We start from the raw sequence: 22,727 nt of genomic DNA, 5'->3' as shown, positions 1-22,727 counted from the left end.
GTGAGCGGTGTCGTGGACCGTTCTTTGACCTAACATGGCGGAATGACGCAGGTGCTGCTGGCGGAGGACGATCCCGCGATTGCCGAGCCTTTGGCGCGGGCGCTGGGCCGGGAGGGCTACGACGTCCGGGTCCAGGGCACCGGCCAGGGGGCCATCGACCGCGCGAGCGAGGCTGACCTCGTGGTGCTCGACCTCGGGCTGCCGGACATGGACGGGCTCGACGTGGCGCGCGCCATCCGGAATCAGGGCCTGACCACGCCGGTGCTGGTGCTGACCGCCCGCGCCGACGAGGTGGACCTGGTCGTGGGGCTCGACGCGGGCGCCGACGACTACGTGACCAAGCCGTTCCGGCTGGCCGAGCTGCTCGCCCGCGTGCGGGCCCTGCTGCGGCGCACCGGGGGCGACACGCCGGACGAGGACGAGCTGCGCAGCCAGGACGTCCGCGTCGACGTCGCGGCGCACCGCGCGTTCCAGGCGGAGCGCGAGCTGCACCTCACCGCCAAGGAGTTCGACCTGCTCCGCGTGCTGGTCGGCGCTGCGGGCACCGTCGTCGCCCGCGAGACGCTCATGCGCGAGGTGTGGGGCTCCGACCCGACCGGTTCCACCAAGACGCTCGACATGCACGTGTCGTGGCTGCGCCGCAAGCTCGGCGACGACGCGAGCGCGCCCCGGTACATCAGCACCGTGCGGGGGATGGGCTTCCGGTTCGAGTCCGGCGAGGGCAACCGGGGCTGACCCGTGCGTCGCCGCGTCCTCCAGGCCACCATCGCGGCCGTCACGGTGGCGGTCGTCCTGCTCGGGTTCCCGCTCGCCTTCCTCGGCGCGCAGTACGTCCGGGACAACGAGATCGGGTCGCTCGAGACCCGCGCGTCCGACCTGGCGCGGCAGATCGACAGCCGCGTCCAGGAGGGCACGCCGCTGTCCGACACCATGCTCGAGCCGTACGTCGACCGCGGCGGCGGCGTCGCGGTGAGCATCTTCGTCGTCACCACCGAGGGCGCCCGGTACCAGGCGGGCCCGGACGTGCCCGAGCGCGCCATCACGATCACCGAGACGTCCACCACCGGCGCCCGGATCACGATGTACGCCCCGTGGTGGGACGTGTTCCTCATGAGCGCGCAGATCATGGGGCTGGTCGTGGCGGCGGCGATCGTCGCCTTCGCGGCCGGCATCGCGATGGCGATCTGGCAGGCGAACCGGCTGGCCGCGCCGCTGGTCTACCTCGCGGCCTCCGCCGAGCAGCTGGGCTCGGGCCAGGTGCGCCCGCAGCTCGAGCCGTCCGGGGTCGAGGAGATCGACCTCGTCGCGGCCGAGCTCGCCCGCAGCGCGGACCGGATGGCGGGCCGGCTCGCCGCCGAGCGGCAGTTCGCCTCCGACGCGTCCCACCAGCTCCGCACCCCGCTGACCGCGCTGACGATGCGGCTCGAGGAGATCATGCTGGCCTCCGACGACCCGGCCGTGCGCGAGGAGGCGCGGATCTCCCTGGAGCAGGTCGAGCGGCTGGTCACGGTCGTCGACGACCTGCTGACCCGCTCCCGGCGAGCCCAGGGCGGCACCACCGAGGCGATCCGGCTGGGCGACGTCGTGCACCAGCAGGAGGAGGAGTGGCGGCCGACCTTCGAGGCCGAGGGCCGCCGCCTCGTCATCGAGGTCGACCCGAAGGCGCAGGTGCTCGCCACCCCCGGCGCGCTGGCTCAGGTGCTGGCGACGCTCATCGAGAACTCGCTGCGGCACGGCGGCGGCACGACCACGGTCCGGTCCCGGGCGGGCGCGGCGCGGTCGGTGGTGGTCGAGGTGGCCGACGAGGGTGACGGCGTCCCGGACGACCTGGCGCCGCGGATCTTCGAGCGCGAGGTCACGTCGGGCAAGGGCACCGGGCTCGGTCTCTCGCTGGCGCGGGACCTGGCGTCGGCCGACGGCGCCCGGCTGGAGCTCGCGCAGCGGCGGCCGGCGGTGTTCGCGCTGTTCCTCGCGGGCGTGCCGGCGGCGATGGCGCCCGACGTGGTGCTGCCGCGCGGGTCGGTCATCTCGCCGCGCTCGGAGCGGGCGCGCCGGCGGCGCTGAGGCACCGGCACCTACCCACCCGCGGTCACCCCCGGTGGGTGGGGGAGGGGCGCGACGCGCGGCGCTAGCCTCGCCGCGAGGGGCGCCTCCCGCGGCGGGCGCCCGAGGGGGTGGGGTCGATGGCCGAGCAGCGTCCCGCGCCGGGGACGGCGGCGGACCTCACGGCGCGCATCGCCGCGCTGGAGGCGGAGAACGCGCAGCTGCGCGCTGCCGCGACCGCGCGCGCCGCGGCCGACGCGAGCGCGGGCCCGGCGGGCGGTGGCTCCGGCACGCCGCCGCCGGCGCCGCCCCGGCAGCGGCACCGGACCCGCGCGGCGGCCGCGGTGGTGCTGATCGTGCTCGGCGCCCTGCTGGCACCCGTGGCGGTCGTCGCCGTGTGGGCGAAGGACCTGGTCACCGACACCGACCGCTACCTCGCCACCGTGGGCCCGCTCGTCGACGACCCGCAGATCCAGGGCGCCGTGACCAACCGGGTCACGGGCGCGATCGTCGAGGCCGCCGACCTGGACGGGCTCGCCTCGGACGCGGTGACGGCGGTCGAGGGGCTCGGCCTGCCGCCGCGGGTCTCCGCGCTCGCCGGCTCGCTGCAGGCGCCGCTGGTGGACGCCGCGACGAACGTCATCCGCCGGGCGGTGGACGCGGTCGTCACGTCGGACGTGTTCGAGGCGGTGTGGGACGAGGCCAACCGGACGGTGCACGACCAGCTGAACGCCGTCCTGCGCGGCGACCCGGACGCGATCGCGAGCATCGACGCCCAGGGGACGCTGGTGGTCGACCTGACCGGCGTGGTGGACACCGTGCGCAGCTCGCTGTCGGACGCCGGCTTCACGGTGGTGGACCGGCTGCCCACGATCAGCGCGAGCTTCCCGCTCATGCAGAGCGCCGACCTGGTCCGCGCGCAGAACGCCTACCGGCTGCTGGACCTGCTCGGCACCTGGCTGATCTGGCTGTCGCTCGGCCTGCTGGCCGCGGGCGTGCTGGCCGCCGTGCACCGCGCGCGGGCGCTCGTGATCGCCGGGCTGTCGCTGGCCGGGGCGATGCTGCTGCTGGGCGCGGCGCTGACGATCGGGCGGTCCGTGTACGTCGACGCCCTCCCGCCGGGCGTGCAGCGGCCCGACGCGGCCGTGGTGGTCTACGACCAGGTGGTGGCGTTCCTGCGGGTCGCGCTGCGGTCGGCGTTCGTGCTCGGCGTCGTCGTCGCCCTGGTGGCGTTCCTGGCCGGCGGGACGTCGGCGGCGCGGTCGCTGCGGGCGTCCTGGAGCCGCGGCGCGACCTCGCTGCGCACGGCCGGCGAGCGGCGCGGGATCAGCACCGGGCCGGTGGGGGTGTGGTTCGGCGAGCAGCGCGTGCTGGTGCGCGTCGTGATCGGGGCCGGTGCGGCGCTGGCGCTGGTGCTCGCGGGGCACCTGACGCCGGCGTACGTGGGAGGCGTCGCGGTGGTCGCGGTGGTGCTGCTGGCGGTGACGACGATGGTGGCGCGGCCGGCCGGACCGGGGACCCGGTAGCGTCTGCGGTCGGGGCGGCCGGACGGCGCCTCCTCCCGACCGCTGAGCACCTCCAGGAACCCCCATGCCCTCGCAGAACACGGCCGACCAGAGGACGACCGCGCCCGTCCCCGCGCCCGCTGACGACGTGCCCGCGCGCCGCACCGTGGCGGATCGCGCCCGAGCGGCTCTGCTGGGCTGGCCGGCCGAGGCCCTCGCCGTCGTGCTGCTCGGTTCGGCGATGGTCGCGCACGCCTTCCGCTGGGACCTCGACCGGCTGCGGGCGCCGCTCGGCATGGGCGACCTGCTCTACGCCTACGCCACGGCGCACATGTGGGGCCGGGGCGCGCCGTTCGGCGACGACAGCCTCGGGTACCCCGCGGGCATGCACCTGCCGTACTACCCGACCGGCGACGCCGTGCACAACGCGCTGGCCGGGCTCTTCGCGCTGTTCACGGACGACCCCTTCCTGCCGCTGAACATGGTGCTCGCCACCTCGTTCCCGCTGACCGCCCTCGCAGGCCTGTGGCTGCTGCGCGTGGTCGGGCTCCGCGGACCGGTCGCGGTCGTCGCGGCCCTCGGCCTGACGGCGATCCCGTTCCACTGGCTGCGGCCCGACCACGTCTACCTCGCGACGATGTACCCGGCGGTGCTCGCGGTCGTGCTCGCGCTGCTCGTGGGCTCCGGACGGCTCGCCCAGGCGTGGCGCGAGCGTCGGGTGGTCGTGCTCGTCGCGTCGGCGGTCGCGATGCTGCTGGTCGGTGCGGGCGGGATCTACTACGCGTGCTTCGCGATCCTGCTGATCGCCTGCGCCGCGCTCTACCGGGTGTTCCGGGGTGCGCGGTGGCGGGCCGTGGTCGGCTCGCTCGTCCCGGCGGGCGTCGTCGCGGTGGTCCTCGGTGCCACCCTGCTGCCGAGCATGTTGTGGGCGCAGGCGCACCCGACGACCGGCGACGTCGCGCAGCGCTATCCGGTCGAGAGCGTCGTCTACTCGGGGTCGCTCAGCATGGCGCTGCTCCCCACGCCGTTCAGCGATCTGCCGGGGGCCGGGGCGCTCGGCCGCCTCGCGCAGTCGATGTACGAGCAGGCGACCCTGACCCCGACCTCCGGCGTGCTCGTCTGGTCGAACAGCGGGTCGGTGTTCACGATGATCGCGATCGCGTTCGTGGCGGTGGGGGCCCTGGTGGTGTCCCGTCGCCGGTCGCGCGCGACCGGCGACCAGGTGCCGGCGGAGCAGGGGCGGGTGCCGCTGTCACTGGTCCTCGGTCTGCTCGCCGCGTCCGTCCTGTTCTTCGTGCCGTGGGGCCTGAACTTCCTGTTCGCCTTCTTGGTGACGCCGCAGCTGCGCGGCTGGGACCGTCTGGTCCCGGTGCTGTTCGCACTCGTTGTCGCGGCCGCGGGCGTCGTGTGGAGCGACCTCCGGTGGCCGACGCGAGGTCGGCTGGCGTGGGGCGTCTCGGCCGTCCTCGCGGTGGTCGTCGTGCTCGACTCCGTGACGCCGTACCGGGCGTCGTACGACGCACTCGTGGACCCGGGCCTGGACGAGCTCGCCGCCGGTCGCACCTACGCCCGGGCGCTGGACGCGGCGCTCCCCGAGCAGTGCGGCGTGCTGCAGCTGCCCTACGTCGCGAACCCCGAGGTGCCGGACGTCGAGGCGCTCGGGAACTACGAGCACCTGGTGCCGGCGCTCACGAACCCCGGCAAGGACTGGTCCTTCGGCGCGATCAAGGCGACGCCCGACAGCGCGCTGCCGGAGGAGATCGGCAGCCGCCTCGAGCCGGACGAGCTGGACGAGCTCCGGGACCACGGGTTCTGCGCCGTGCACATCGACTGGCGTGGCTACACCGCCGAGGAGGCCGGCGCGGTGCGGACCGAGGTGGGCGGCCTGCTGGGCGACCCGGTAGCCACGGGGCACGGCGACGACTGGAGCGCGTACGCCCTGGACCGGTGAGACGCGGGCGGGCGCCACGGCCTGGGGTAACCTCGGGCGTCACCGGACGGAGCCGCAGCGAGAAGGGACCCCGTGCTCGGACAGGAAGTCGTCGTCGCCCTCTACCGAGCCCTGCTGGGGCACCCACCGGACGCCGAGGGCCTCGCGTACTGGCGCGAGACGGAGTCGGTCGACGCGCTCGTCGACGCGCTGCGCGCCACGCCCCGGTACGCGGAGCGGGCGCTCGCCCTGGCCGGCGCTGGCGAGGTCGACAGGGCGCCCGCCGACCAGGCAGCCGCCCGGATCCTCGCGTCCCGGGGCCTGACCGAGCTCGCCGACCCGGTGCCCGGACCCGGCGTGCACCACGCGCTGGAGGGCTTCCCGTGGGGCCTGCTGGACCTGCGGCCGGGGTCGCGGGTGCGCGTGGTGGGGCGGTACGCGCCCGAGCTGGCGGACGAGCTGGGTGACCGGGAACGGGGCACGCAGGTCGTCGCCGGCCTCGACGACCGGGTGCCCGCGCCGCAGATGGACGTCCTCGTGATCACGGCGGGCGGTGACCTGGCCGCGCTGCGGCGGGTCCGCCCGGATGTGCTGCGCGCGGTCCGTGACGCGGTCGTCGTGCCGTCGGTGGTCGACCCGACGCGCCCGGCGGACGAGACGGCGCCCGGGCGCGCCCGGCTGCGCGACGCCCTGCACGAGCTCGGCTTCACCGAGGTCCGCGTCGCGCACCGCCCGCGCCACGGTGCCACCGCGACCGTGCTCGCCACGACCCTGGCCACCCCGACACCGGGCCGGCTGCTGGGGGACGGCGACTCGGCCGATCTCCCTGCCGTGACCTGGCTGCTCGCCCGGCGCGTCGCGACGGAGACCGACCGGTGAGCCCGCGCTTCCTCCTTGTCGGCCTGGGTGCGGAGCTCTCGCTGCGTCCGCTGGGCCGGCGGCTGACGGACCTGGGCCACCCGACCGTCGTCGTGGACCTCGCGGACCGCGCGGCGGACGCGTCCGTCGTGCCGCCCGGGGACGGGCCGCTGGTGCTCGTGTCGTCGCAGCACCTCGCGATGTCGGGCCGCGTGTACGACGAGTTCACCGGTCTGACCAGCCACTACGTGGCCCCGCAGGTGCTGCGCGAGCGCCTCGGCGCCGAGCTGCTCGTCTACGTCCCGCACGACCTGTCCGAACCGGTCCTGGACAGCGAGGTCGACCTCCTGCAGACGGTGGACCTGTACGCGGCGGCCGACCGCGACGCCTGGTGGGCGTCGGCGCACGTGCCGACCGTGGTCGTGGGCTGGGCGGGGACGGCCGGGCCGGACCGCACGGACTGGTCGTCCGTCCCCGTCGACCGCGGCGTCCTGTTCCTCACCCAGGTCCGCTGGCTGATGGACCAGGGCGGGCCGCACTTCGTGCGCCGGACGCTGGCTCGCACGCTCGCCTCGGGGCTCGCCGTGAAGCTGCCGGTGTGGCCGGGCATCGAGAGCCTCGCCGACGCGCTCCGCGAGGACGGCGTCCCGCTGCTCGACCCGCTCCTCCCCGCGGCGCTGGTCGCACGGCACACCCCGCTCGTCGTGACCAACGGGCCCAGCTCCGTGCTGGCCGAGGCGTCGGACGCGGGGCACCGCCCGCTGGTCGTGCTGCCTCCGGAGGGCGACCGCACCTTCGCGGGGCAGCTCGACTCGGTCGACCTGGTGGTCTGCCGCGACGAGGACTTCCCCGTCGCGGCGCAGCGGGCGGGACGGGTGCGGCCAGGGGCTGCCCCGTTCGACGTCGAGGCGTTCCTGTCGGCCGTGTCCGACGCGCTCGCGCGGGGGCGGGCGTGACCGCGCCCACCGTGTTCGTCGACCTCGACGGCACGCTGACCCGCACCGAGCTGTTGCCGGCGATCGCCCGGCGCGCCGGCATCGAGCAGGAGATGGAGCGGCTGACGGACGACACGCTGTCCGGGCGGCTGCCCTTCGACGTCAGCTTCCGGCGCCGGGTGGAGATGCTCCGTGACGTCCCGGTCGCGGCGGTGCACGAGGCGATCCTGGCGGCGCCCGTGTTCGAGGAGCTCCTGGGGCTCCTGCTGGAACACCCGGAGCGGGTGGTCGTCGTGACGGGCAACCTGGACGTGTGGATCGCCCCGTTCCTCGAGCGGCACGGCCTGCGCGGGCTCGCCTCCGAGGCCGACGTGGCCGACGGGCGCGTGCGCGGCGTGCGCACGGTCCTGAACAAGCAGACCGCGTTCGAGCGGTACCCCGCCGAGTTCTCGATCGCCATCGGTGACGGAGCGAACGACGCGGTCATGGTGCGGCACGCGGACGTGGGCGTCGCCTGGTGCGGCGTCCACGCGGCGGCCCGGCCGCTCATGGAGGTGGCTGACTACGCCTTCGCGCGAGAGGAGACCCTGTGCCGGTTCCTGCGTCAGTGGTGGTGAACGCCGCGGGCCTGGGGTCGCGCCTCGGGCTCGACCGCCCGAAGGCGCTGCTCGAGGTGGAGGGGCGGCCGCTCATCGCCTGGCAGCTCGCGATGCTGGGGGACGTACCCGATGTGCGGGTGGTGCTCGGCTACCAGGCGTCGGAGGTCGCCGACGTCGTGTTCGCGGCGCGGCCCGACGCCACGGTCGTCCTCAACCACCAGTACCTGTCCACCGGGACCGCGTCCAGCCTGGTGCGGGGCGCCCGGGGCGTCGACGGACGGGTGGTCTCGCTGGACTGCGACCTGATCGTGCACCCGGACGACCTCACCGCCTTCGTGCACGCCGAGGAGCCGACGCTCGGGGTGCTGCCCGTGCAGAGCAACGAGCCGGTGCTCGTGCGGGTGGCGCACGACGACGAGGGCCTGGTGGCGCACGGCTTCGACCGCGAGCTGCGTCCCGGCGACCGCGAGTGGTCCGGGCTGATCACCTTCGACCCCCGGGACGCCCGGCTGGGTCCCGACGACGGACACGTCTTCGAGCTGGTCCGCGGCCTGCTGCCGGTTCGTGCGCGGCCCATCCGCGCGCGCGAGGTCGACTTCCCGGACGAGGTGCCGGCGATGGCCGACTGGATCCGCTACCTGACCGACGAGACGGGGCTGTCATGATCGACGATTTCGCGCACGAGTTCTGGAAGGACCGGGCGCGTGCCACCACGTCGTCCATCCGCTGGACGGACGAGCAGATGCTCGCGGTCGACGTGGCCCTGCTGGACTCGTTGACCGAGCCCGGGAGCACGCTGCTCGACCTCGGCTGCGGGACCGGTGACCTGTTCCTCGCGCTGCTCGACAAGTTCAGCCACGTGACGGCCGTCGACATGATCCCCGAGTTCCTCGAGCGCATCCCCGAGGACCCGCGGATCACGACGGTGGTCTCCGAGCTGACCTCCTACCGCCCGGACGGCCCGTCCGACGTGGCCACGCTCTTCGGAGTGGTGACGCACCTGACGCCCGAGCAGGAGGCGGCGACCTACCGGCTGCTGCGCGACGCCGCCCCGGACGGCCTGGTCGTCGTGAAGAACCAGTGCGGCCGGGACGACGACGTCGAGGTCGACGCGTGGTCGGAGGCGTTCGGCCGACGCTACGTCGGCCGGTACCCGCAGGTGGACCGCCAGGCCGAGCGGCTCCGCGAGGTCTTCGGCTCCGTGGAGGTGGTCCGGTACCCGGAGGAGCTCAACCGCTGGGAGAACTCGCTGCACGCGGCGTTCGTCTGCCGCTGACGGGGCCGGCCCGCTGACCGCGTCAGGCGGGGGAGCGGCGGTCACCGTCCGCCGCGGGGTGGGGGACGGCGTCGCGGACGTCAGGTGCCAACCCCCGCTCCCGTGCACGGTGCCCCACCTCGGCGAGCGCGGTCGGGATCGTCGCCGTGCCGGTGAAGACGAACGTCTTGTACCCGACGTAGCGGACGACGGTGCCGAGCACGATCCCGACGACGTTGGCCACGTTGTCGGCGAACGGTCCTGCGTAGCCGAGGACGTAGTGCGAGAACGCCAGCGTCCCGACGGTGATGCCGATGCCGAGGACGTTGATCACGGCGAACAGCAGGAGCTCGCGGCCGCCGCGGTGGGTGCGCTGGCCCGCGAACGTCCAGTGCCGGCTGCCGAGCCAGGAGACGAGCGTCGCCAGCGCGACGGCGACGACGCGCGCGGTGAGCGGCTTCTCGTGCAGCACGCCCACCGGCCCGAACCGGAGCAGGTTGTACACGCCCATGTCCACGACGAACGCGACCGTGCCCACGGAGCCGAACCGGAACAGCTCGGCCGCGCGCTCGCGCAACGGGACTCCGCGGAGGGTGCCGCGCGGCCGGGGCGCGGCGGGGGCCGGCCCGTGGACGGCGCCGGGCACGTGGGGGGAGGGCACCGGACAACGGTAGCCCCGGCCGCTGGGGGCGCGCTGTGCGGAGGGCCGTCGGGACGCGTGCGCAGGACCTTCACAATTGTCGGTAGGCTTCCTGGGACGTGCGCCACGGTCGTCGGGGCAGGCGACGCGTACGTGCGACGGAAGGGAAGAGCTGCTGTGCCGCTGAACGCCGAGGCCGTCAGGACCCATCTGCGGGCGCGGGCGTGGGACCGCACCGACGGGCCCTCGGCCCCGGGGACCGGGCGACCGGACGTGCTCGCGGACGTCTCCGCCTCGCTCGACCCCGGCATGCTGTTCGTCCTGGGCCTGTACGAGGTCGCGCTGGGCCGTCGCCCCGACCCCCAGGGGTTCCGCGACAACGTCGCGGTGCTCCGCGCGGGCGCGTCGGAGGAGATGGTGCGCGACGCCGTGCTGGGGTCCGACGAGGCGCAGGCGCGCCGCGGCGCGGACCGCGAGCCCTCGGTCGCGGAGCTCCGCATGATCGGGCTCGAGCTCGCCGTGCGCGGCTCGGAGGTCGAGGACGGCCGGCAGGACCGGATGGAGCGCGAGCGGCGCGGCGTGCCGCTCGAGGTCGTGGCCCTCGACCTGGACCCCGCCCGGCCGGCGCCCTGGCAGCTCGTGCTCGCGACCGAGCTCCTGCGGTGGGTGCCGGGTGCGGGGCCGTCCGACCTCGAGCAGGCGGTCATCCGGGTGGCGCGGCGCGAGGCGCCGCACGCGGTGCTGGACGCGCACCTGCCGGGCCGGCACCCGCTGGCGCGTTGGCGCAGGGACCGCGCCGCCCGCCGGGCGCTGGACTACGCCACGCTGCAGCTCGCGTCGCGCGGCGGGGCCACGGTGACCCGCGCCGTCGCCGCGGCGGCGCCCGCCCCACGGGTCGCTCCCGCCACCGGGATCGCGCCCGTCGGCGCCGCGGGTCGCGCGGCCGCCGCCGACCAGGGCGACCTCGAGCGCCGGCTCCGGCGGCTCGAGGCGAGGCCGGACGTCCGGGTGATCACGGTCGGCGAGCTGCTGCTCGGCGTGCCGGCCGGTGAGTGGCGGCTCGCCGCCCAGCTGGCCCACCGTGGCCACCCCGAGCCGGAGGTCGCCGAGGTCGTGCGCGCGCACGTCGGCCCGGGGTGCGCATTCGTCGACGTCGGGGCGAGCATCGGTCTGTACACCGTGGAGATGGCGCGGCGCGTCGGCCCGTCCGGGTCGGTCGTGGCGTTCGAGCCCGCCCCCGTGTCCGCCGGTGTGCTGCGGCAGAACGTGGAGCTGAACGGGCTGGGCGGAAGCACCGTGCGCGTGGTCGAGGCGGCCGTCGCCGACCGTGTGGGGACGTCCCCGTTCGCGGTGCACGACGACGACTCGGGTCGCAACTCGCTCTTCCCGGGCGACGACCACGACGGACTGGTCGAGGTCGAGGTCACGACGCTCGACCGCGCGATCCCGGAGGGCGCTCGCGTGGACGTCGTCAAGCTGGACGCCGTCGGCGCGGAGCCTGCCGTGCTGCGCGGGATGGAACGCGTGGTGGGCGAGAACCCGCAGGTGGTCGTGCTGGCCGAGCTCGACGACGAGCAGCTGCGGCGTGCGGGCTCGTCGACGGCCGACTTCCTCGCCGGGGCGTCCCGTCTCGGGTGGCGGCACGAGGTGCTCGGTGCCGGCGCGCGCGGGCGGGCGACCGTGCGCCTCGTGCGCCCGGCGGAGAACGCCGACGCATGAAGGTCGTCGTCGCCACCTCCTCCGTGCCGTTCGTCCAGGGGGGTGCCAGCCTGATCGTGGACTGGCTCGCCGCCGCGATCGCCGAACGGGGCCACGAGGTCGAGGTGTTCCGCTTCCCCTTCACCACGGACCCCGCGACGATGCCGGCGCAGCTCGTCGGCCTTCGGTCGCTGGACCTCACCGACCGGTGCGACCGCCTGGTCGCGGTCCGGACGCCGAGCCACCTGCTGCGGCACCCGCGCAAGAGCGTCTGGTTCGTGCACCACCACCGACCGTCCTACGACCTGTGGGACTCGGCGCGCGACGTCCCGGACGACGCGGACGGGCGCGAGTTCCGGCGCATGATGTTCGCGTCGGACGACGTGGCCCTCGCCGAGTCGAAGGTGTTCTGCAACTCCGAGGTCATGCGCCGTCGGCTTCAGCAGTACAACCGGGTCGAGGCCGAGGTCCTGTACCCGCCGCTGGACCCCGCCGGCGGTTACGCGCCCGCGGTCGCCGGCGACGAGATCGTCTACGTCTCACGGGTGATCGACCACAAGCGGCAGCTGCTCGCGGTCGAGGCGCTCGCGCTCACCCGGACCCCGGTGCGGCTGGCCATCGTCGGGGCCTTCGACGACGAGCGCTCCGCGTACGCACGGCGCATCCGTGAGGTCGTCGAGGCGAACGGGCTCCAGGACCGGGTGACGGTCAGCGGCGGCTGGGTGTCCGAGCAGGACAAGCGCGGCGCGATCGCCTCGTCCCTCGCGACGGCGTACTTCCCCGTGGACGAGGACTCCTACGGCTATCCCTCCCTGGAGGCGGCGGTCATGGGCCGGCCGGTCGTGACCACGACGGACAGCGGAGGAGTGGTCGAGCTGGTCGAGGACGGCCGGAACGGGCTCGTCGTCGACCCGCAGCCGGCGGCGCTCGCGCAGGCGTTCGACCGCCTGTGGTCGGACCGCGAGCTGGCCGGGCGGCTGGGGGCTGCCCAGGCGGGCCGGGTCGACGAGCTCCAGATCTCGTGGGACCACGTCGTGGAGAGGCTGCTGGCATGAGGGTCCTCGTCGCCACGAACGGCGTGCCGTTCATCCGCGGAGGGGCCGAGCTCCTCGCCGACGCCCTGGTCCGGGAGCTGAACGCCCGCGGCCATCAGGCCGAGCAGCTGCGGATCCCCCTGCGCTGGGAGGATCCCGCCGAGGTCGCGGACGTGATGCTCTACGCGCGCACCGTCGACCTGAGGGACGTCGACCGGGTGATCGCCCTCAAGTTCCCCGCGTACCTCATCCCGCACCCGGCGGTCACCGTCTGGCTGCTGCACCAGTTCCGGCAGGTGTACGACCTGTGGGGTACGCCGTGGGGCCCGGACGTGGCCGACCCGCGCTGGCAGGGGCTCCGGCACGCGATCGAGCACGCGGACACGACGGCGCTGCGCCGCGCGCGACGGGTCTTCACCAACGACACCGTGACCCGCGACCGGCTGTCGCGGTTCAACGGCGTCGACGCGACGGTGCTGCACCCGCCGCTGCCCGACGAGGGCCAGATCGTCGGTGGCCCGGCCGGGGACTACGTGCTGTGCCTGGGTCGCGTCGCGACGGGCAAGCGCCCGCTCCTCGCGGTGGAGGCGATGGCACGCACCCGGTCGGACGTGCGGCTCGTCGTCGCGGGGCAGCCCGAGAGCGAGGAGACCGCCGACGCCCTGCGTGCTGCGGTCGAGCGGCACGGCCTGGAGGACCGGGTCGAGCTCCGCCTGCGGTTCCTGGAGACCGCGGAGAAGCGCGAGCTGCTGGCGGGCGCACTCGGTGTCGCGTACTTCCCCATCGACGAGGACTCGTTCGGCTACGTGACCGCCGAGGCCATGACGGCGAGCAAGCCGGTCGTCACGGTGACCGACTCCGGCGGCATCCTCAACCTGGTGCGGGACGGCGAGACCGGCCTGGTGGTCGACCCGGCGCCGGAGCAGGTCGCCGGCGCGTTCGACCGGCTGGCGGAGGACCGTCCGCGGTCGGAGGGGATGGGGCGGGCCGCCCTCGGCGCGGTCGCCGAGCTCAACCTGTCGTGGGAGCACGTGATCAAGGAGCTGCTGCGATGAGGATCGCGTGGTGCACGCCGTTCAGCCCGCAGAGCGCGATCGGCCGCGTGAGCGAGATCGTGGTCGAGGAGCTCGCCCTGCTCCCGGGGGTCACCGTGGACGTCTGGCACCCGCGCGGCGTCGGGGGCCGGGTGTGGTCCGGCACGGCCCGCCCTCTCGAGGCGGTCGACCTCGAGGCGCTGCGCGGCTACGACCACGTCGTCTACCACCTCGGCAACCACGCGCCGAACCACCTCGCGCTGTGGCAGGCCTCGCTCGAGGTGCCCGGTCTCGTGGTCATGCACGACGTCGTCATGACCAGCCTGTTCCACGAGCAGCTGCTGGAGCTGTCCGCGTACCCGCACGAGCTCGGGCGCTGGTACGGCGAGGACGCGGCGCGGCTCGCGGAGCGCGTGCTGGCAGGCTCGCCGGAGACCCCGCCGTGGTCGGTCGAGCTGGGCCCGACGTTCCCCATGATCTCCACCGCCGCCCTGGGTGCGAGCGTGGTCGTGGTGCACTCCCGGTTCGCGCGCCGCGCCACCGAGGGTGTCGTGCTGCCGGACGTCGTCGAGCTCGGGCTGCCGGTCCTCGAGACCGCCGCTCCCGAGACGACGCGCGAGCAGCTCGGGCTGCCGGCGGACGTGCCGCTCGTCCTCCAGGCAGGCCTGTTCCACGGCAACAAGCGCATCGACGTCGTGGTCGAGGCCTTCGCGGACGTGGTGCGTCGGCGCGCGGCGCACCTCGTGGTCGCCGGCCGTCCCGCGGGCCTGACGGTCGCGGACGTCCGCGCCCTGCTGCGCCGCCACGGCGTCGAGGGGGCGGCGACGGTGTTCGACGACCCGTCGGACGAGACGCTCGCGGCGCTCCGGCAGCACGCCGACGTGGCGATCGCGCTGCGCGAGCCGTGCCTGGAGGGCGCGTCGTACTCGCTGCTCGAGAGCCTCGCCTCCGGGCTCCCGGTGGTGACGGTGAGCGACGGCAGCTACGCCGAGGTCCAGGGGGCGTTCGTGCGGCACGTCCCGAAGCCGCTCGCGGCGGCCGACGTGGCCGACGCGACCGCCGCGCTGCTGGACTCCGACCTGCCCGCGGTGAGCGCCGCGGCGCGCGCGTACGTCGAGCACCGGCACCACCCCCGGGTGTATGCCGCCCGGCTCCTCGAGGTGCTCGCTGCGACGTGCGGCGCCGGCCCGCGCACCGGGCTCCTCGACGCGCTGGGCGAGGCGCTCGCGGACACCGGGCTGGACACCTCCGACGAGTTCGTCTCCCGCGCCGCGGACCGGGTCGCGGAGCTGTTCGCGGCGACACCGGCGGTGTGGCCGCCGCCACAGGGGGCCTCGGTGGCTCCGCCCGCCTGAGGCCGCACGCGCAGCGTCAGCAGGCGACGCCGCTCGGCCGCAGCACGGTCAGCCAGTCGCGCCGCTCGGCGACGAAGCGCTCGTCGGTCGCCAGCTGGTCGGCGATCCAGCGGTAGTTCGCCGTGCGCGCGTCGAGCGGCGGCCAGGACATGACGTCGTACATCGGGTCGACGACGGGAAGCACGACGGCGTCCGCCTCCTGCTCGAGCACGCGGCACACCGCGTCCGCGCGGCGCTCGTTCGAGTACCACGCCTCACGCGCGTCGAGCACCGGTTCCGGCCAGGAGGGCATCGCGTAGAGGTAGTTCTTGTCGGGTGCCGCGTTGAACGCGGACGCGCCCGTGAACGGGATCAGCCCGGGTGCGAGGAAGTCGTTGACGGTGGGCAGCATGAGGACGCGCTCCCCGGGACGGATCAGCTCGATCCCGTCCGCGATCACCCCCTCGCGGAGCGCCCGGACGTGCGCGTCGTACCGGTCGGTCGTCTCGAGAGCGTCGGGGACGTTGGGCGCCGTCTCGACCACGAGGAGGGCGGCGGCGCCCAGCGCCACCGACCGCAGGACCGCGGGACGGCTGCTCTCGCGGGCGCGGGCCCAGATGGCCGACAGCCCGAGCCCCGCCAGCACGACGAGGACGAACCGCGTCAGCAGGAACCAGCGGTACGTCGCACGCATGGCCTCGAACCCGGGCACGTGCTCGTACACCCAGGTGGTCGGCAGCCCGAGCGTCGTCATCGACGTCGGCACGTCCCACCCGGGCTCCACCGGCTGGGCGAGGGAGTAGACCTTGAGCGCCGGCCCGAGCGCGAGGACGAGCGCGACGAGAGCGGCGATCCCCAGGGCCAGCACCACCCGGCGCTCGCCGCCCGCCCGTCGGCGCCGCAGCGCCAGGTAGGCGACCGCCAGGGCCGGCGTGAGCACGCCGACGTAGTTCGCGATGACGTTCGAGCCGTCGCCCCAGAGCCGACCCGCGAGCGACTCGGCACCGACCAGGGCACCCCACCAGGTCGTCGGCTGGGGCAGGACCAGGGTGGCCACGTCGAGCCCGAGGTAGCGGAACCCGCCCATGCCCACCGGGATCTCGGTGACGGTCGACGGCACGTACGCGACGTACGCGACGACCGCGACCGTCAGCGACGCCCCGAGGACCATGACGGCGCCCAGTCGCCGGACCGGGGGGACCGCCCGGTCCGTGCACCGCGCGATCGTCACCGCGCCGATCATCAGCGTCGCGGCAAACAGGGAGTAGCCGTCGGTGAACGCCGCCACGAGGGCCAGGGGCAGCGCCAGGCAGGTGCCGAGCACCCACCGGCCTCCGTGCACCAGGTCGATGACGACCAACGCAGCCAGCAGGTAGGCCGGCAGGAGCACGAACCCGTCGTACGTGTAGGCGAAGCCGTTCATCGCGAGCACGCTCGGCGAGGCGAGGTACGACGCCCCGGTGAGCAGCGCGACCCACCGGGGCGCGGCCCAGCGGCGCATCAGGTGGTACGTCGACGCGAGCGAGCCGGCGAGCACCAGCGCGTGCGAGACCTGGTGCGCCGCCCACGCGTCCGGCACCCCGGGGACGTAGCTCACGAGCCAGCCGAGGCCGATCTGCGGCAGCCCGGTGAGGAGCGGGAGCCCGACGGGAACCCCGAGCGAGCCGCATGTCGACCAGAGGCTGGACAGGCCCATGTCGTGCATGCACTGGATCACTCCGGCACCCTGCAGCGTCATGAGGGCGGGCTGGCTCCGGCCGAACCAGAAGCCGTGCAGCTGCAGCAGCCCGACCCAGACGACCACGCCGAGCACGGCGACGAGCCAGGCGCCCGCGCCGACCCCGCGCAGGTGCGTCAGGAGACGCGTCGGCACCCACGGCCGCCGCGCCGGGACCGTCACGCCGAGCGCACCTCGGCCAGCCGCTCCGCCAGCCGCGCGGCGACGCGGACCAGGTCGGCGTCGCTCAGTCCCACGTGGGTCGGCAGCGAGATGCCGGTGGCGCCGAGCCGCTCCGCGACCGGGTACCGACCGTGCTCCTGCTCGTACGGCGGCAGGTGGTGCAGCGGGTGGAACACGGGCCGGGTCTCGATGCCGTCCTCGGCGAGGCCGCGGATCACCGCGTCGCGCTGCTCGAGCGTGAGGTCGTCGCAGGTGATCGTGTACATCCAGTTCACGCGGCGCGTCCCGGGGCGCTGCGTCGGGAGCGTCACGTCTGCGAGGTCGCCCAGGAGCTCGTCGTAGCGCGCGGCCAGCCGGTCGCGGGTCGCGATCATCTCGTCGAAGCGCTCGAGCTGGGCGACGCCGATCGCGGCGGCCACGTTCGTCATCCGGTAGTTGAACCCGACCTCGGGGAACCAGTAGCGGCGCTGCGGGTCCATGCCCTGGCCGCGGAGCAGCCGCAGACGGGCGGCGAGCGCGTCGTCGTCGGTGGTGACCGCGCCGCCCTCGCCGGTGGTGACGATCTTGTTGCCGAAGAAGCTGAACGACGTGGCGTCGGCCATCGAGCCGACCCGGCGGCCGCCGACCTCGGCGCCGTGCGCCTCCGCGGCGTCCTGCACGACCAGGAGGCCGTGCCGTTCGGCGACGGCGCGTACCGCCGGGAGGTCCGCGGGGTTGCCGTACAGGTCCACGGGCATGATCGCGCGGGTGCGCGGGGTGATCGCGGCCTCGAGGAGCGCGGGGTCGAGGTTCATCGAGTCGTCGACGTCCACGAACACCGGCTCGGCGCCGCAGTACCGCACGGCGTTGGCCGACGCGATGTAGGTCAGCACCGGGACGATCACCTCGTCGCCGGGGCCGATGCCCAGCGCGGCGAGCGCCAGGTGCAGCGCCGTCGTGCCGTTGTTCGTCGCGATGGCGTGCTTCGCGCCGCACAGCTCGGCGAACCGCAGCTCGAACTCGTCGATGAACTTCCCGGCGGACGAGATCCAGGTGGAGTCGAGGCACTCCGCGACGTAGGTCTTCTCGTTGCCCGAGAGGTCGGGGGCGGCGGCGTGGATCATGCGATGGCCTTCTGGGGGAGCGGGCGGGCGGGGTTGCCGACGACGGTGGTGCCGGCGGGGACGTCGCGGACGACGACGGCGCCGGCACCGACGACGGCCCCGTCGCCGACGGCGATGCCGGGACGGATGCTGGCGCCGACGCCGATCAGCGCGTGGGCGCCGACGGTCACGGTGCCGGCCAGGTGGGCTCCGGGGGCGACGTGCGCGAAGTCCCCGACGGTGCAGTCGTGGTCGACGGTGGCACCGGTGTTGAGGATGGCGCCCTCGCCGAGCCGCGCGTAGGCACCGAGGACGGCGCTCCGCAGCACGGCGGCGCCCGGTCCCACCTGCGCGGTGCGCGCGACCTGGGCGCTGTCCGCCACCAGGGGCACGAGCTCGAGCCCGAGGTCGGTGGCGCCGCGGGCGAGCCGGGCCCGCAGGCCCGGTGTGCCGATCGCGACGAAGGCGTGACGCACGCCCGCGCGGACCAGCCCCGGGAGGGCGTCGTCGCCGCCCAGGTAGGGGACCTCGCCGTGCTCGTCGGGGTCGTGGCCGGTGCAGCCGATCGGCTGCAGGTCGGAGGCCACGGGCCAGGCGTCGACGCAGGAACGCGCGTGCCCGCCGTTGCCGATGATCACGACCCCGTGCGCGGTCTGCCCCCGTACCGCCTGCGTCATGCCGTTCCTCACGTGTGGCCAGTTGTCCCGGGTGACTATATCGAAGGCCCGGTCGCCGCCGGTGCGACCTCGGTCCCGGCGTGGTATCCGCCCCGGTCGTGCGGTGCTGGTCGGTTAGGCTCACCCGTCGTGGCAGCACCCGTGGTGGCAGTGGTCGGTGGTGGGCAGCTCGCCCGCATGATGGCGCCCGCGGCGACGGCGCTCGGCGTGCACCTGCGGGTGCTGGTCGAGGACGCGGTGTCGTCGGCGGCGCAGGTGGTGGTCGACGCACCCGTGGGCGCGGCGGCGGACCCGGTGGCCGTCGAGGCGCTCGTGGTCGGCGCCGACGCGCTCACGTTCGAGCACGAGCACGTGCCGAACGGCCTGCTCACCGAGCTGCAGGACCGCGGCGTCGCGGTCCGCCCCGGCCCGGACGCTCTGGTGCACGCGCAGGACAAGATCGTGATGCGCACCCGGCTGACCGCGCTCGGCGTGCCGTGCCCGCGGTGGGCCCCGCTGGACTCGGCCGACGACCTCGCCGCGTTCCTGGCGGCCGGCGACGGCAGCGCCGTGGTGAAGACCGCCCGCGGCGGCTACGACGGCAAGGGCGTGCGGGTCGTGCGGTCCGCCGACGAGGCGGCCGACTGGCTGACGGCGGCCTCCGACGGCACCGGGGCGCCGCTGCTGGCCGAGGAGCGGGTGCCGTTCACGAGGGAGCTCGCGGCGCTCGTGGCCCGCGCGCCGTCCGGCGAGGTGCGCACCTGGCCCGTCGTCGAGTCGGTGCAGCGCGACGGCGTGTGCGCCGAGGTGGTCGCCCCGGCGCCCGACCTGGACCCGCGCACCGCGGCCACCGCGGAGCGGATCGCCCGCGAGGTGGCCGAGGGCCTGGGCGTCACCGGCGTGCTGGCCGTCGAGCTGTTCGAGGTCGCGGACCCCGACGGCGGCGCCCCGCGCGTGCTGGTGAACGAGCTCGCGATGCGCCCGCACAACTCGGGGCACTGGACGATCGACGGCGCCGTGACCAGCCAGTTCGAGCAGCACCTGCGCGCCGTGCTCGACCTGCCGCTCGGCGCGACCGAGGCGCGCGCGCCCTGGACCGTGATGGCGAACGTGCTGGGCTCGACCCGCGCCGCGCTCACCGACGGCCTGGCCGAGGTGGCCGCGCTCGACCCGGGCGCCAAGGTGCACCTGTACGGCAAGGGCGTGCGCCCGGGCCGCAAGCTCGGGCACGTGACCGTGTCCGGGGACGACCTGGCCGACGTGCGGCGCCGGGCGGTCGCCGCGGCGGCCGTGCTGCGCGGCGACGCACCCGCCTGACCCGCCCCACCCCCACCCCCCACCGGAGGCACCGCATGGCCACCCCGCTCGTCGGCATCGTCATGGGCTCGGACTCGGACTGGCCCGTCATGGAGGCGGCGGCCGAGGCGCTCGCCGAGTTCGACGTCCCGGTGGAGGTCGACGTCGTCTCCGCGCACCGGCAGCCGGACAAGATGGTCGCCTACGGCCGCGAGGCCGCCGGGCGCGGGCTGCGCGCGATCATCGCGGGCGCGGGCGGGGCGGCTCACCTGCCCGGCATGCTCGCGGCGGTCACGCCGCTGCCCGTGATCGGCGTGCCGGTGCCGCTCGCCCGGCTCGACGGGATGGACTCGCTCCTGTCGATCGTGCAGATGCCCGCGGGCGTGCCGGTCGCGACGGTGTCGATCGGCGGCGCGCGCAACGCCGGGCTGCTCGCCGCCCGCATCCTCGGGGCGGGCACCGACGAGACGGCGCGCCGGCTCGCGGCGGCGATGCTCGCGTTCCAGGACGACCTGCGTGCGCAGGCGGACGCCAAGGGCGAGCGGCTGCGCTCCCTGCACGGCGACGGCCGCCGCCCCGCGGTGGGCTTCGGCGGCTGACCGCCGCGCACGCGGTCCTGAGCATCGCGAGGGCGTCCCGAGCGGCGCGTGAAGGTCTCGTCGAGAGGCGCCGGGGGCCGCCCCCTCGACGGGCGGACCGCCGGTCCGACACCTACCGTCGAGACGGTGACGACCACCGCGCCGCCCCGCACCGCCCGGCCCGACGCCGCCCCGGCGCCGGGCCGCACCCCCTCCACCGCCGCGCGGGCCCCTCGCCTCGCCGCGCTCGACGCCTTGCGGTTCCTCGCCGCGATCGGCGTGCTCGCGTACCACTTCACCGCCCGGCAGACCGACGCCTGGGGGCGCGACCTCGTCGAGGTCGCGCCCGCGGTCGCCGGCTGGGCGACCTACACGTCGCTGGGGCCGGAGCTGTTCTTCGTCATCAGCGGGTTCGTCATCCTTATGACGGCCTGGGGCCGGTCGGTGCCCGACATCGTCGGCTCCCGGGTCGCGCGGCTGTACCCGGCCTACTGGACCGGGGTCCTGCTGACGGGCGCGCTGCTGCTGCTCGTCTGGGAGGGCAAGCAGATCACCGGCGGCCAGGTGCTGGTCAACCTCACGCTGCTGCAGTCGCTGTTCGACGTCGGGCACGTGGACGGCGTGTACTGGACCCTCTGGGTGGAGCTGCGGTTCTACGTGCTGATCGCGCTGTTCGCGGCGGTCGGGATCACCCGGCGGCGCGTGCTGTGGTTCGCCGCGCTGTGGCCGGCGGCGGCGATGCTGGCCCGGGCGCTGGGCTGGTCGGACGCCGTGACCTGGCTGGTGGCGCCGTACGCCCCGCTGTTCGCGGCCGGCATGGCGCTGTACGTCATCCACCGCACCGGGCACGCCGTCGTGCCGTGGCTGCTGGTGGCGGCCAACACCGCCGTCGCGACGGCGGCCCTCGTGCCCGCCCGGATGCACTCGCTGGGCGCGAACTCCGTGGTCGAGCCGAGCGCGGTGCTGCTCGCGGTCGCGCTGCCGGCGTGCGTCGGCCTCGTCGCCCTGGTGTCCCTGACCCCGCTCGCGCGGTGGCGCTGGGCCGGACTCACCGCCGCGGGCGCGCTGACCTACCCGCTGTACCTCACGCACGAGTACTGGGGCCTGTGGGTGATCCACCTGCTGCACGACCGGCTGCCCGTCTGGGCCGTGCTCTCCGCGGCGACCGCGTTCTCGCTCGCGCTGGCGTGGCTGGTGCACCGGTTCGTGGAGAAGCCGTTCGGGCCCCGGCTGCGCCGCGCGACCACCGCGGGCTGCGAGCGTGTGCGGGACGCGCTCGTCGGGCTGGCCGGGCTGGTGCGCGCCGGGTTCCGGCCCGGTCAGGAGCCGGGGACGCCCCCGACCACGCCCGGCTCGAGGGAGCCGTCCCGGATCGCCGCGAAGAAGGACGGCGTCTGGTCCGGGTCGAGGAGCACGGTGGACCCGGCGTTGCCCGGGCGGTAGTCCAGGCTCTTGATCGGCGGGGTGCCGGTGATGCCGCCCGGCCCGGTGGCCGCGCGGAACGCCAGCGCCAGCCGGCCGAGGTCGACGATGCCCGTCTCGTCGCTCGCCGTCAGCACGGCGGTGCCGGAGTCGATCAGCGAGACCTGCTTGCCCGGCTGGAACAGCAGCGCCGGGTTCTCCGCTTTGGCGGCCACCGCGCTGATCAGCGCACGCTGGCGCAGGCCGCGGCCGATGTCGCCGGACGGGTCGGAGTAGCGCATGCGCGAGTAGGCGAGCGCCTGGACGCCGTCGACGGTCTTGCAGCCGGGGGCGTCCCAGACGAGGCCGGAGTTCGTGTCGTTCACCGGGAACGAGATGCCGGTGCTGTCGTCGAGGCACAGCTCGACGCCCCCGAGCGCGTCGACGATCCGCTCGACGCCGCCGAACCCGATCTCCACGTAGTGGTCGACCGTGAGGCCCGTCAGCCCCTCGACGGTCTGGACCAGCAGCGGGGCGCCGCCCCAGGCGAACGCGGCGTTCAGCTTGCTCGGGTCGTGGCCCGGGATGTCGACGTAGGTGTCGCGGGGAAGCGAGATGAGCGCGGCCGGGCCCGAGTCGGGGACCTGCAGCAGCAGGATCGTGTCGGTGCGCGCGCCGACCGTGTCGGGGTCCTCGATGGCACCGTCCTCGCGGGAGTCGGAGCCGGCGAGCAGGTACGTGGTGCCCGGGGTGTCCGCGGCGCCCGAGAGCGCGGCGACGTGCTGGATCTTGCCGTTCGCCCAGAGGACCAGGCCGATGGGCCAGGCCAGCAGCAGCACGAGCGCGACGACCACCACCGCGGCGACCACGCGGCCCCGGCGGCGCCGGCGGCGCGGGGCGGTGGGCGGCGCCGCGCTGGCGGGGTCGGCGGGGCGGGTGCCCGGTGCGC

20 protein-coding genes and 1 pseudogene are annotated in these 22,727 nt (G+C 75.1%); 16 read left to right on the top strand and 5 right to left on the bottom strand.

Features of this window, described 5'->3' with window-relative positions; all coding sequences use genetic code 11:
* Positions 1-42 precede the first annotated feature (42 nt).
* The 9 genes from J5O08_RS15900 (at position 43) to J5O08_RS15860 (ending at position 9,146) form a co-directional block, all read left to right on the top strand.
* Complete coding sequence (locus tag J5O08_RS15900; RefSeq protein ID WP_147794118.1) at positions 43-735, top strand: response regulator transcription factor; 693 nt, start codon at positions 43-45, stop codon at positions 733-735.
* Positions 736-738: 3 nt separating this feature from the next.
* Positions 739-2,064, top strand: a complete 1,326-nt coding sequence (locus tag J5O08_RS15895) for an ATP-binding protein (RefSeq protein ID WP_218707887.1) — start codon at positions 739-741, stop codon at positions 2,062-2,064.
* A gap of 119 nt (positions 2,065-2,183) precedes the next feature.
* Complete coding sequence (locus J5O08_RS15890) at positions 2,184-3,569, top strand: hypothetical protein (protein ID WP_218707884.1); 1,386 nt, start codon at positions 2,184-2,186, stop codon at positions 3,567-3,569.
* Positions 3,570-3,633: 64 nt separating this feature from the next.
* Positions 3,634-5,499 (top strand): hypothetical protein, encoded by a 1,866-nt coding sequence (locus J5O08_RS15885; RefSeq protein WP_218707882.1) that lies wholly within the window; start codon positions 3,634-3,636, stop codon positions 5,497-5,499.
* Between the two features lie 72 nt (positions 5,500-5,571).
* Positions 5,572-6,357, top strand: coding sequence for a hypothetical protein (locus J5O08_RS15880; protein ID WP_218707880.1), 786 nt, complete (start codon positions 5,572-5,574; stop codon positions 6,355-6,357).
* Positions 6,354-7,292: a hypothetical protein gene (locus J5O08_RS21715; RefSeq protein WP_218707879.1), complete on the top strand. Its 939-nt coding sequence runs from the start codon at positions 6,354-6,356 to the stop codon at positions 7,290-7,292. Before J5O08_RS15880 ends, J5O08_RS21715 begins: the two co-directional genes overlap by 4 nt.
* Positions 7,289-7,888, top strand: coding sequence for an HAD-IB family phosphatase (locus tag J5O08_RS15870; protein ID WP_218707878.1), 600 nt, complete (start codon positions 7,289-7,291; stop codon positions 7,886-7,888). Before J5O08_RS21715 ends, J5O08_RS15870 begins: the two co-directional genes overlap by 4 nt.
* Positions 7,861-8,535: an NTP transferase domain-containing protein gene (locus tag J5O08_RS15865; protein ID WP_218707877.1), complete on the top strand. Its 675-nt coding sequence runs from the start codon at positions 7,861-7,863 to the stop codon at positions 8,533-8,535. Before J5O08_RS15870 ends, J5O08_RS15865 begins: the two co-directional genes overlap by 28 nt.
* Positions 8,532-9,146 (top strand): trans-aconitate 2-methyltransferase, encoded by a 615-nt coding sequence (locus J5O08_RS15860; RefSeq protein ID WP_218707876.1) that lies wholly within the window; start codon positions 8,532-8,534, stop codon positions 9,144-9,146. The genes J5O08_RS15865 and J5O08_RS15860 overlap by 4 nt, the downstream gene beginning before the upstream one ends.
* A gap of 22 nt (positions 9,147-9,168) precedes the next feature.
* Here the strand turns inward: J5O08_RS15860 and J5O08_RS15855 are convergent, their stop codons facing one another.
* Positions 9,169-9,786 (bottom strand): GtrA family protein, encoded by a 618-nt coding sequence (locus J5O08_RS15855; protein ID WP_308281661.1) that lies wholly within the window; start codon positions 9,784-9,786, stop codon positions 9,169-9,171.
* Between the two features lie 156 nt (positions 9,787-9,942).
* Between J5O08_RS15855 and J5O08_RS15850 the strand changes: the two genes are divergently transcribed.
* From J5O08_RS15850 to J5O08_RS15835, 4 genes are read left to right on the top strand one after another with little or no spacing between them, the layout of a single operon-like run.
* On the top strand, positions 9,943-11,484 hold the full coding sequence (locus J5O08_RS15850; RefSeq protein ID WP_218707874.1) for an FkbM family methyltransferase: 1,542 nt from the start codon (positions 9,943-9,945) through the stop codon (positions 11,482-11,484).
* Positions 11,481-12,518, top strand: coding sequence for a glycosyltransferase family 4 protein (locus J5O08_RS15845; RefSeq protein WP_218707873.1), 1,038 nt, complete (start codon positions 11,481-11,483; stop codon positions 12,516-12,518). Before J5O08_RS15850 ends, J5O08_RS15845 begins: the two co-directional genes overlap by 4 nt.
* Positions 12,515-13,552, top strand: a complete 1,038-nt coding sequence (locus J5O08_RS15840) for a glycosyltransferase family 4 protein (protein ID WP_218707872.1) — start codon at positions 12,515-12,517, stop codon at positions 13,550-13,552. The genes J5O08_RS15845 and J5O08_RS15840 overlap by 4 nt, the downstream gene beginning before the upstream one ends.
* Positions 13,549-14,886 carry a glycosyltransferase gene (locus tag J5O08_RS15835; protein WP_218707871.1) on the top strand — a complete coding sequence of 446 codons (1,338 nt, stop codon included), beginning with the start codon at positions 13,549-13,551 and terminating at the stop codon, positions 14,884-14,886. The genes J5O08_RS15840 and J5O08_RS15835 overlap by 4 nt, the downstream gene beginning before the upstream one ends.
* Positions 14,887-14,902: 16 nt before the next feature.
* Here J5O08_RS15835 and J5O08_RS15830 read toward each other — a convergent pair whose 3' ends face one another.
* The 3 genes from J5O08_RS15830 to J5O08_RS15820 are packed head-to-tail and all read right to left on the bottom strand — an operon-like array spanning position 14,903 to position 18,524.
* Complete coding sequence (locus tag J5O08_RS15830; RefSeq protein ID WP_218707870.1) at positions 14,903-16,765, bottom strand: hypothetical protein; 1,863 nt, start codon at positions 16,763-16,765, stop codon at positions 14,903-14,905.
* Complete coding sequence (locus J5O08_RS15825; RefSeq protein WP_218707869.1) at positions 16,762-17,868, bottom strand: DegT/DnrJ/EryC1/StrS aminotransferase family protein; 1,107 nt, start codon at positions 17,866-17,868, stop codon at positions 16,762-16,764. The genes J5O08_RS15830 and J5O08_RS15825 overlap by 4 nt, the downstream gene beginning before the upstream one ends.
* Positions 17,865-18,524: a NeuD/PglB/VioB family sugar acetyltransferase gene (locus J5O08_RS15820; RefSeq protein WP_218707867.1), complete on the bottom strand. Its 660-nt coding sequence runs from the start codon at positions 18,522-18,524 to the stop codon at positions 17,865-17,867. Before J5O08_RS15820 ends, J5O08_RS15825 begins: the two co-directional genes overlap by 4 nt.
* 129 nt (positions 18,525-18,653) lie before the next feature.
* Here J5O08_RS15820 and J5O08_RS15815 point away from each other — a divergent pair, with 129 nt between their 5' ends.
* The 3 genes and pseudogenes from J5O08_RS15815 to J5O08_RS21135 all read left to right on the top strand — a co-directional run.
* A complete protein-coding gene (locus tag J5O08_RS15815) occupies positions 18,654-19,820 on the top strand; it encodes a 5-(carboxyamino)imidazole ribonucleotide synthase (protein WP_218707865.1) in 1,167 nt (388 codons plus the stop codon).
* A gap of 35 nt (positions 19,821-19,855) precedes the next feature.
* Complete coding sequence (purE, locus tag J5O08_RS15810; RefSeq protein WP_147794115.1) at positions 19,856-20,398, top strand: 5-(carboxyamino)imidazole ribonucleotide mutase; 543 nt, start codon at positions 19,856-19,858, stop codon at positions 20,396-20,398.
* Between the two features lie 48 nt (positions 20,399-20,446).
* Positions 20,447-21,565: pseudogene (locus tag J5O08_RS21135) on the top strand (acyltransferase family protein); the annotation flags it as partial.
* Positions 21,566-21,696: 131 nt separating this feature from the next.
* Here J5O08_RS21135 and J5O08_RS15805 read toward each other — a convergent pair.
* Positions 21,697-22,727: LCP family protein (locus J5O08_RS15805; protein ID WP_255590040.1), on the bottom strand; the 1,031-nt coding region annotated here is incomplete at its 5' end.

The organism is Cellulomonas sp. PS-H5 (assembly GCF_019265565.1).
Lineage (GTDB): Bacteria > Actinomycetota > Actinomycetes > Actinomycetales > Cellulomonadaceae > Cellulomonas.
This window is presented reverse-complemented; position numbering and strand designations above follow the sequence as displayed.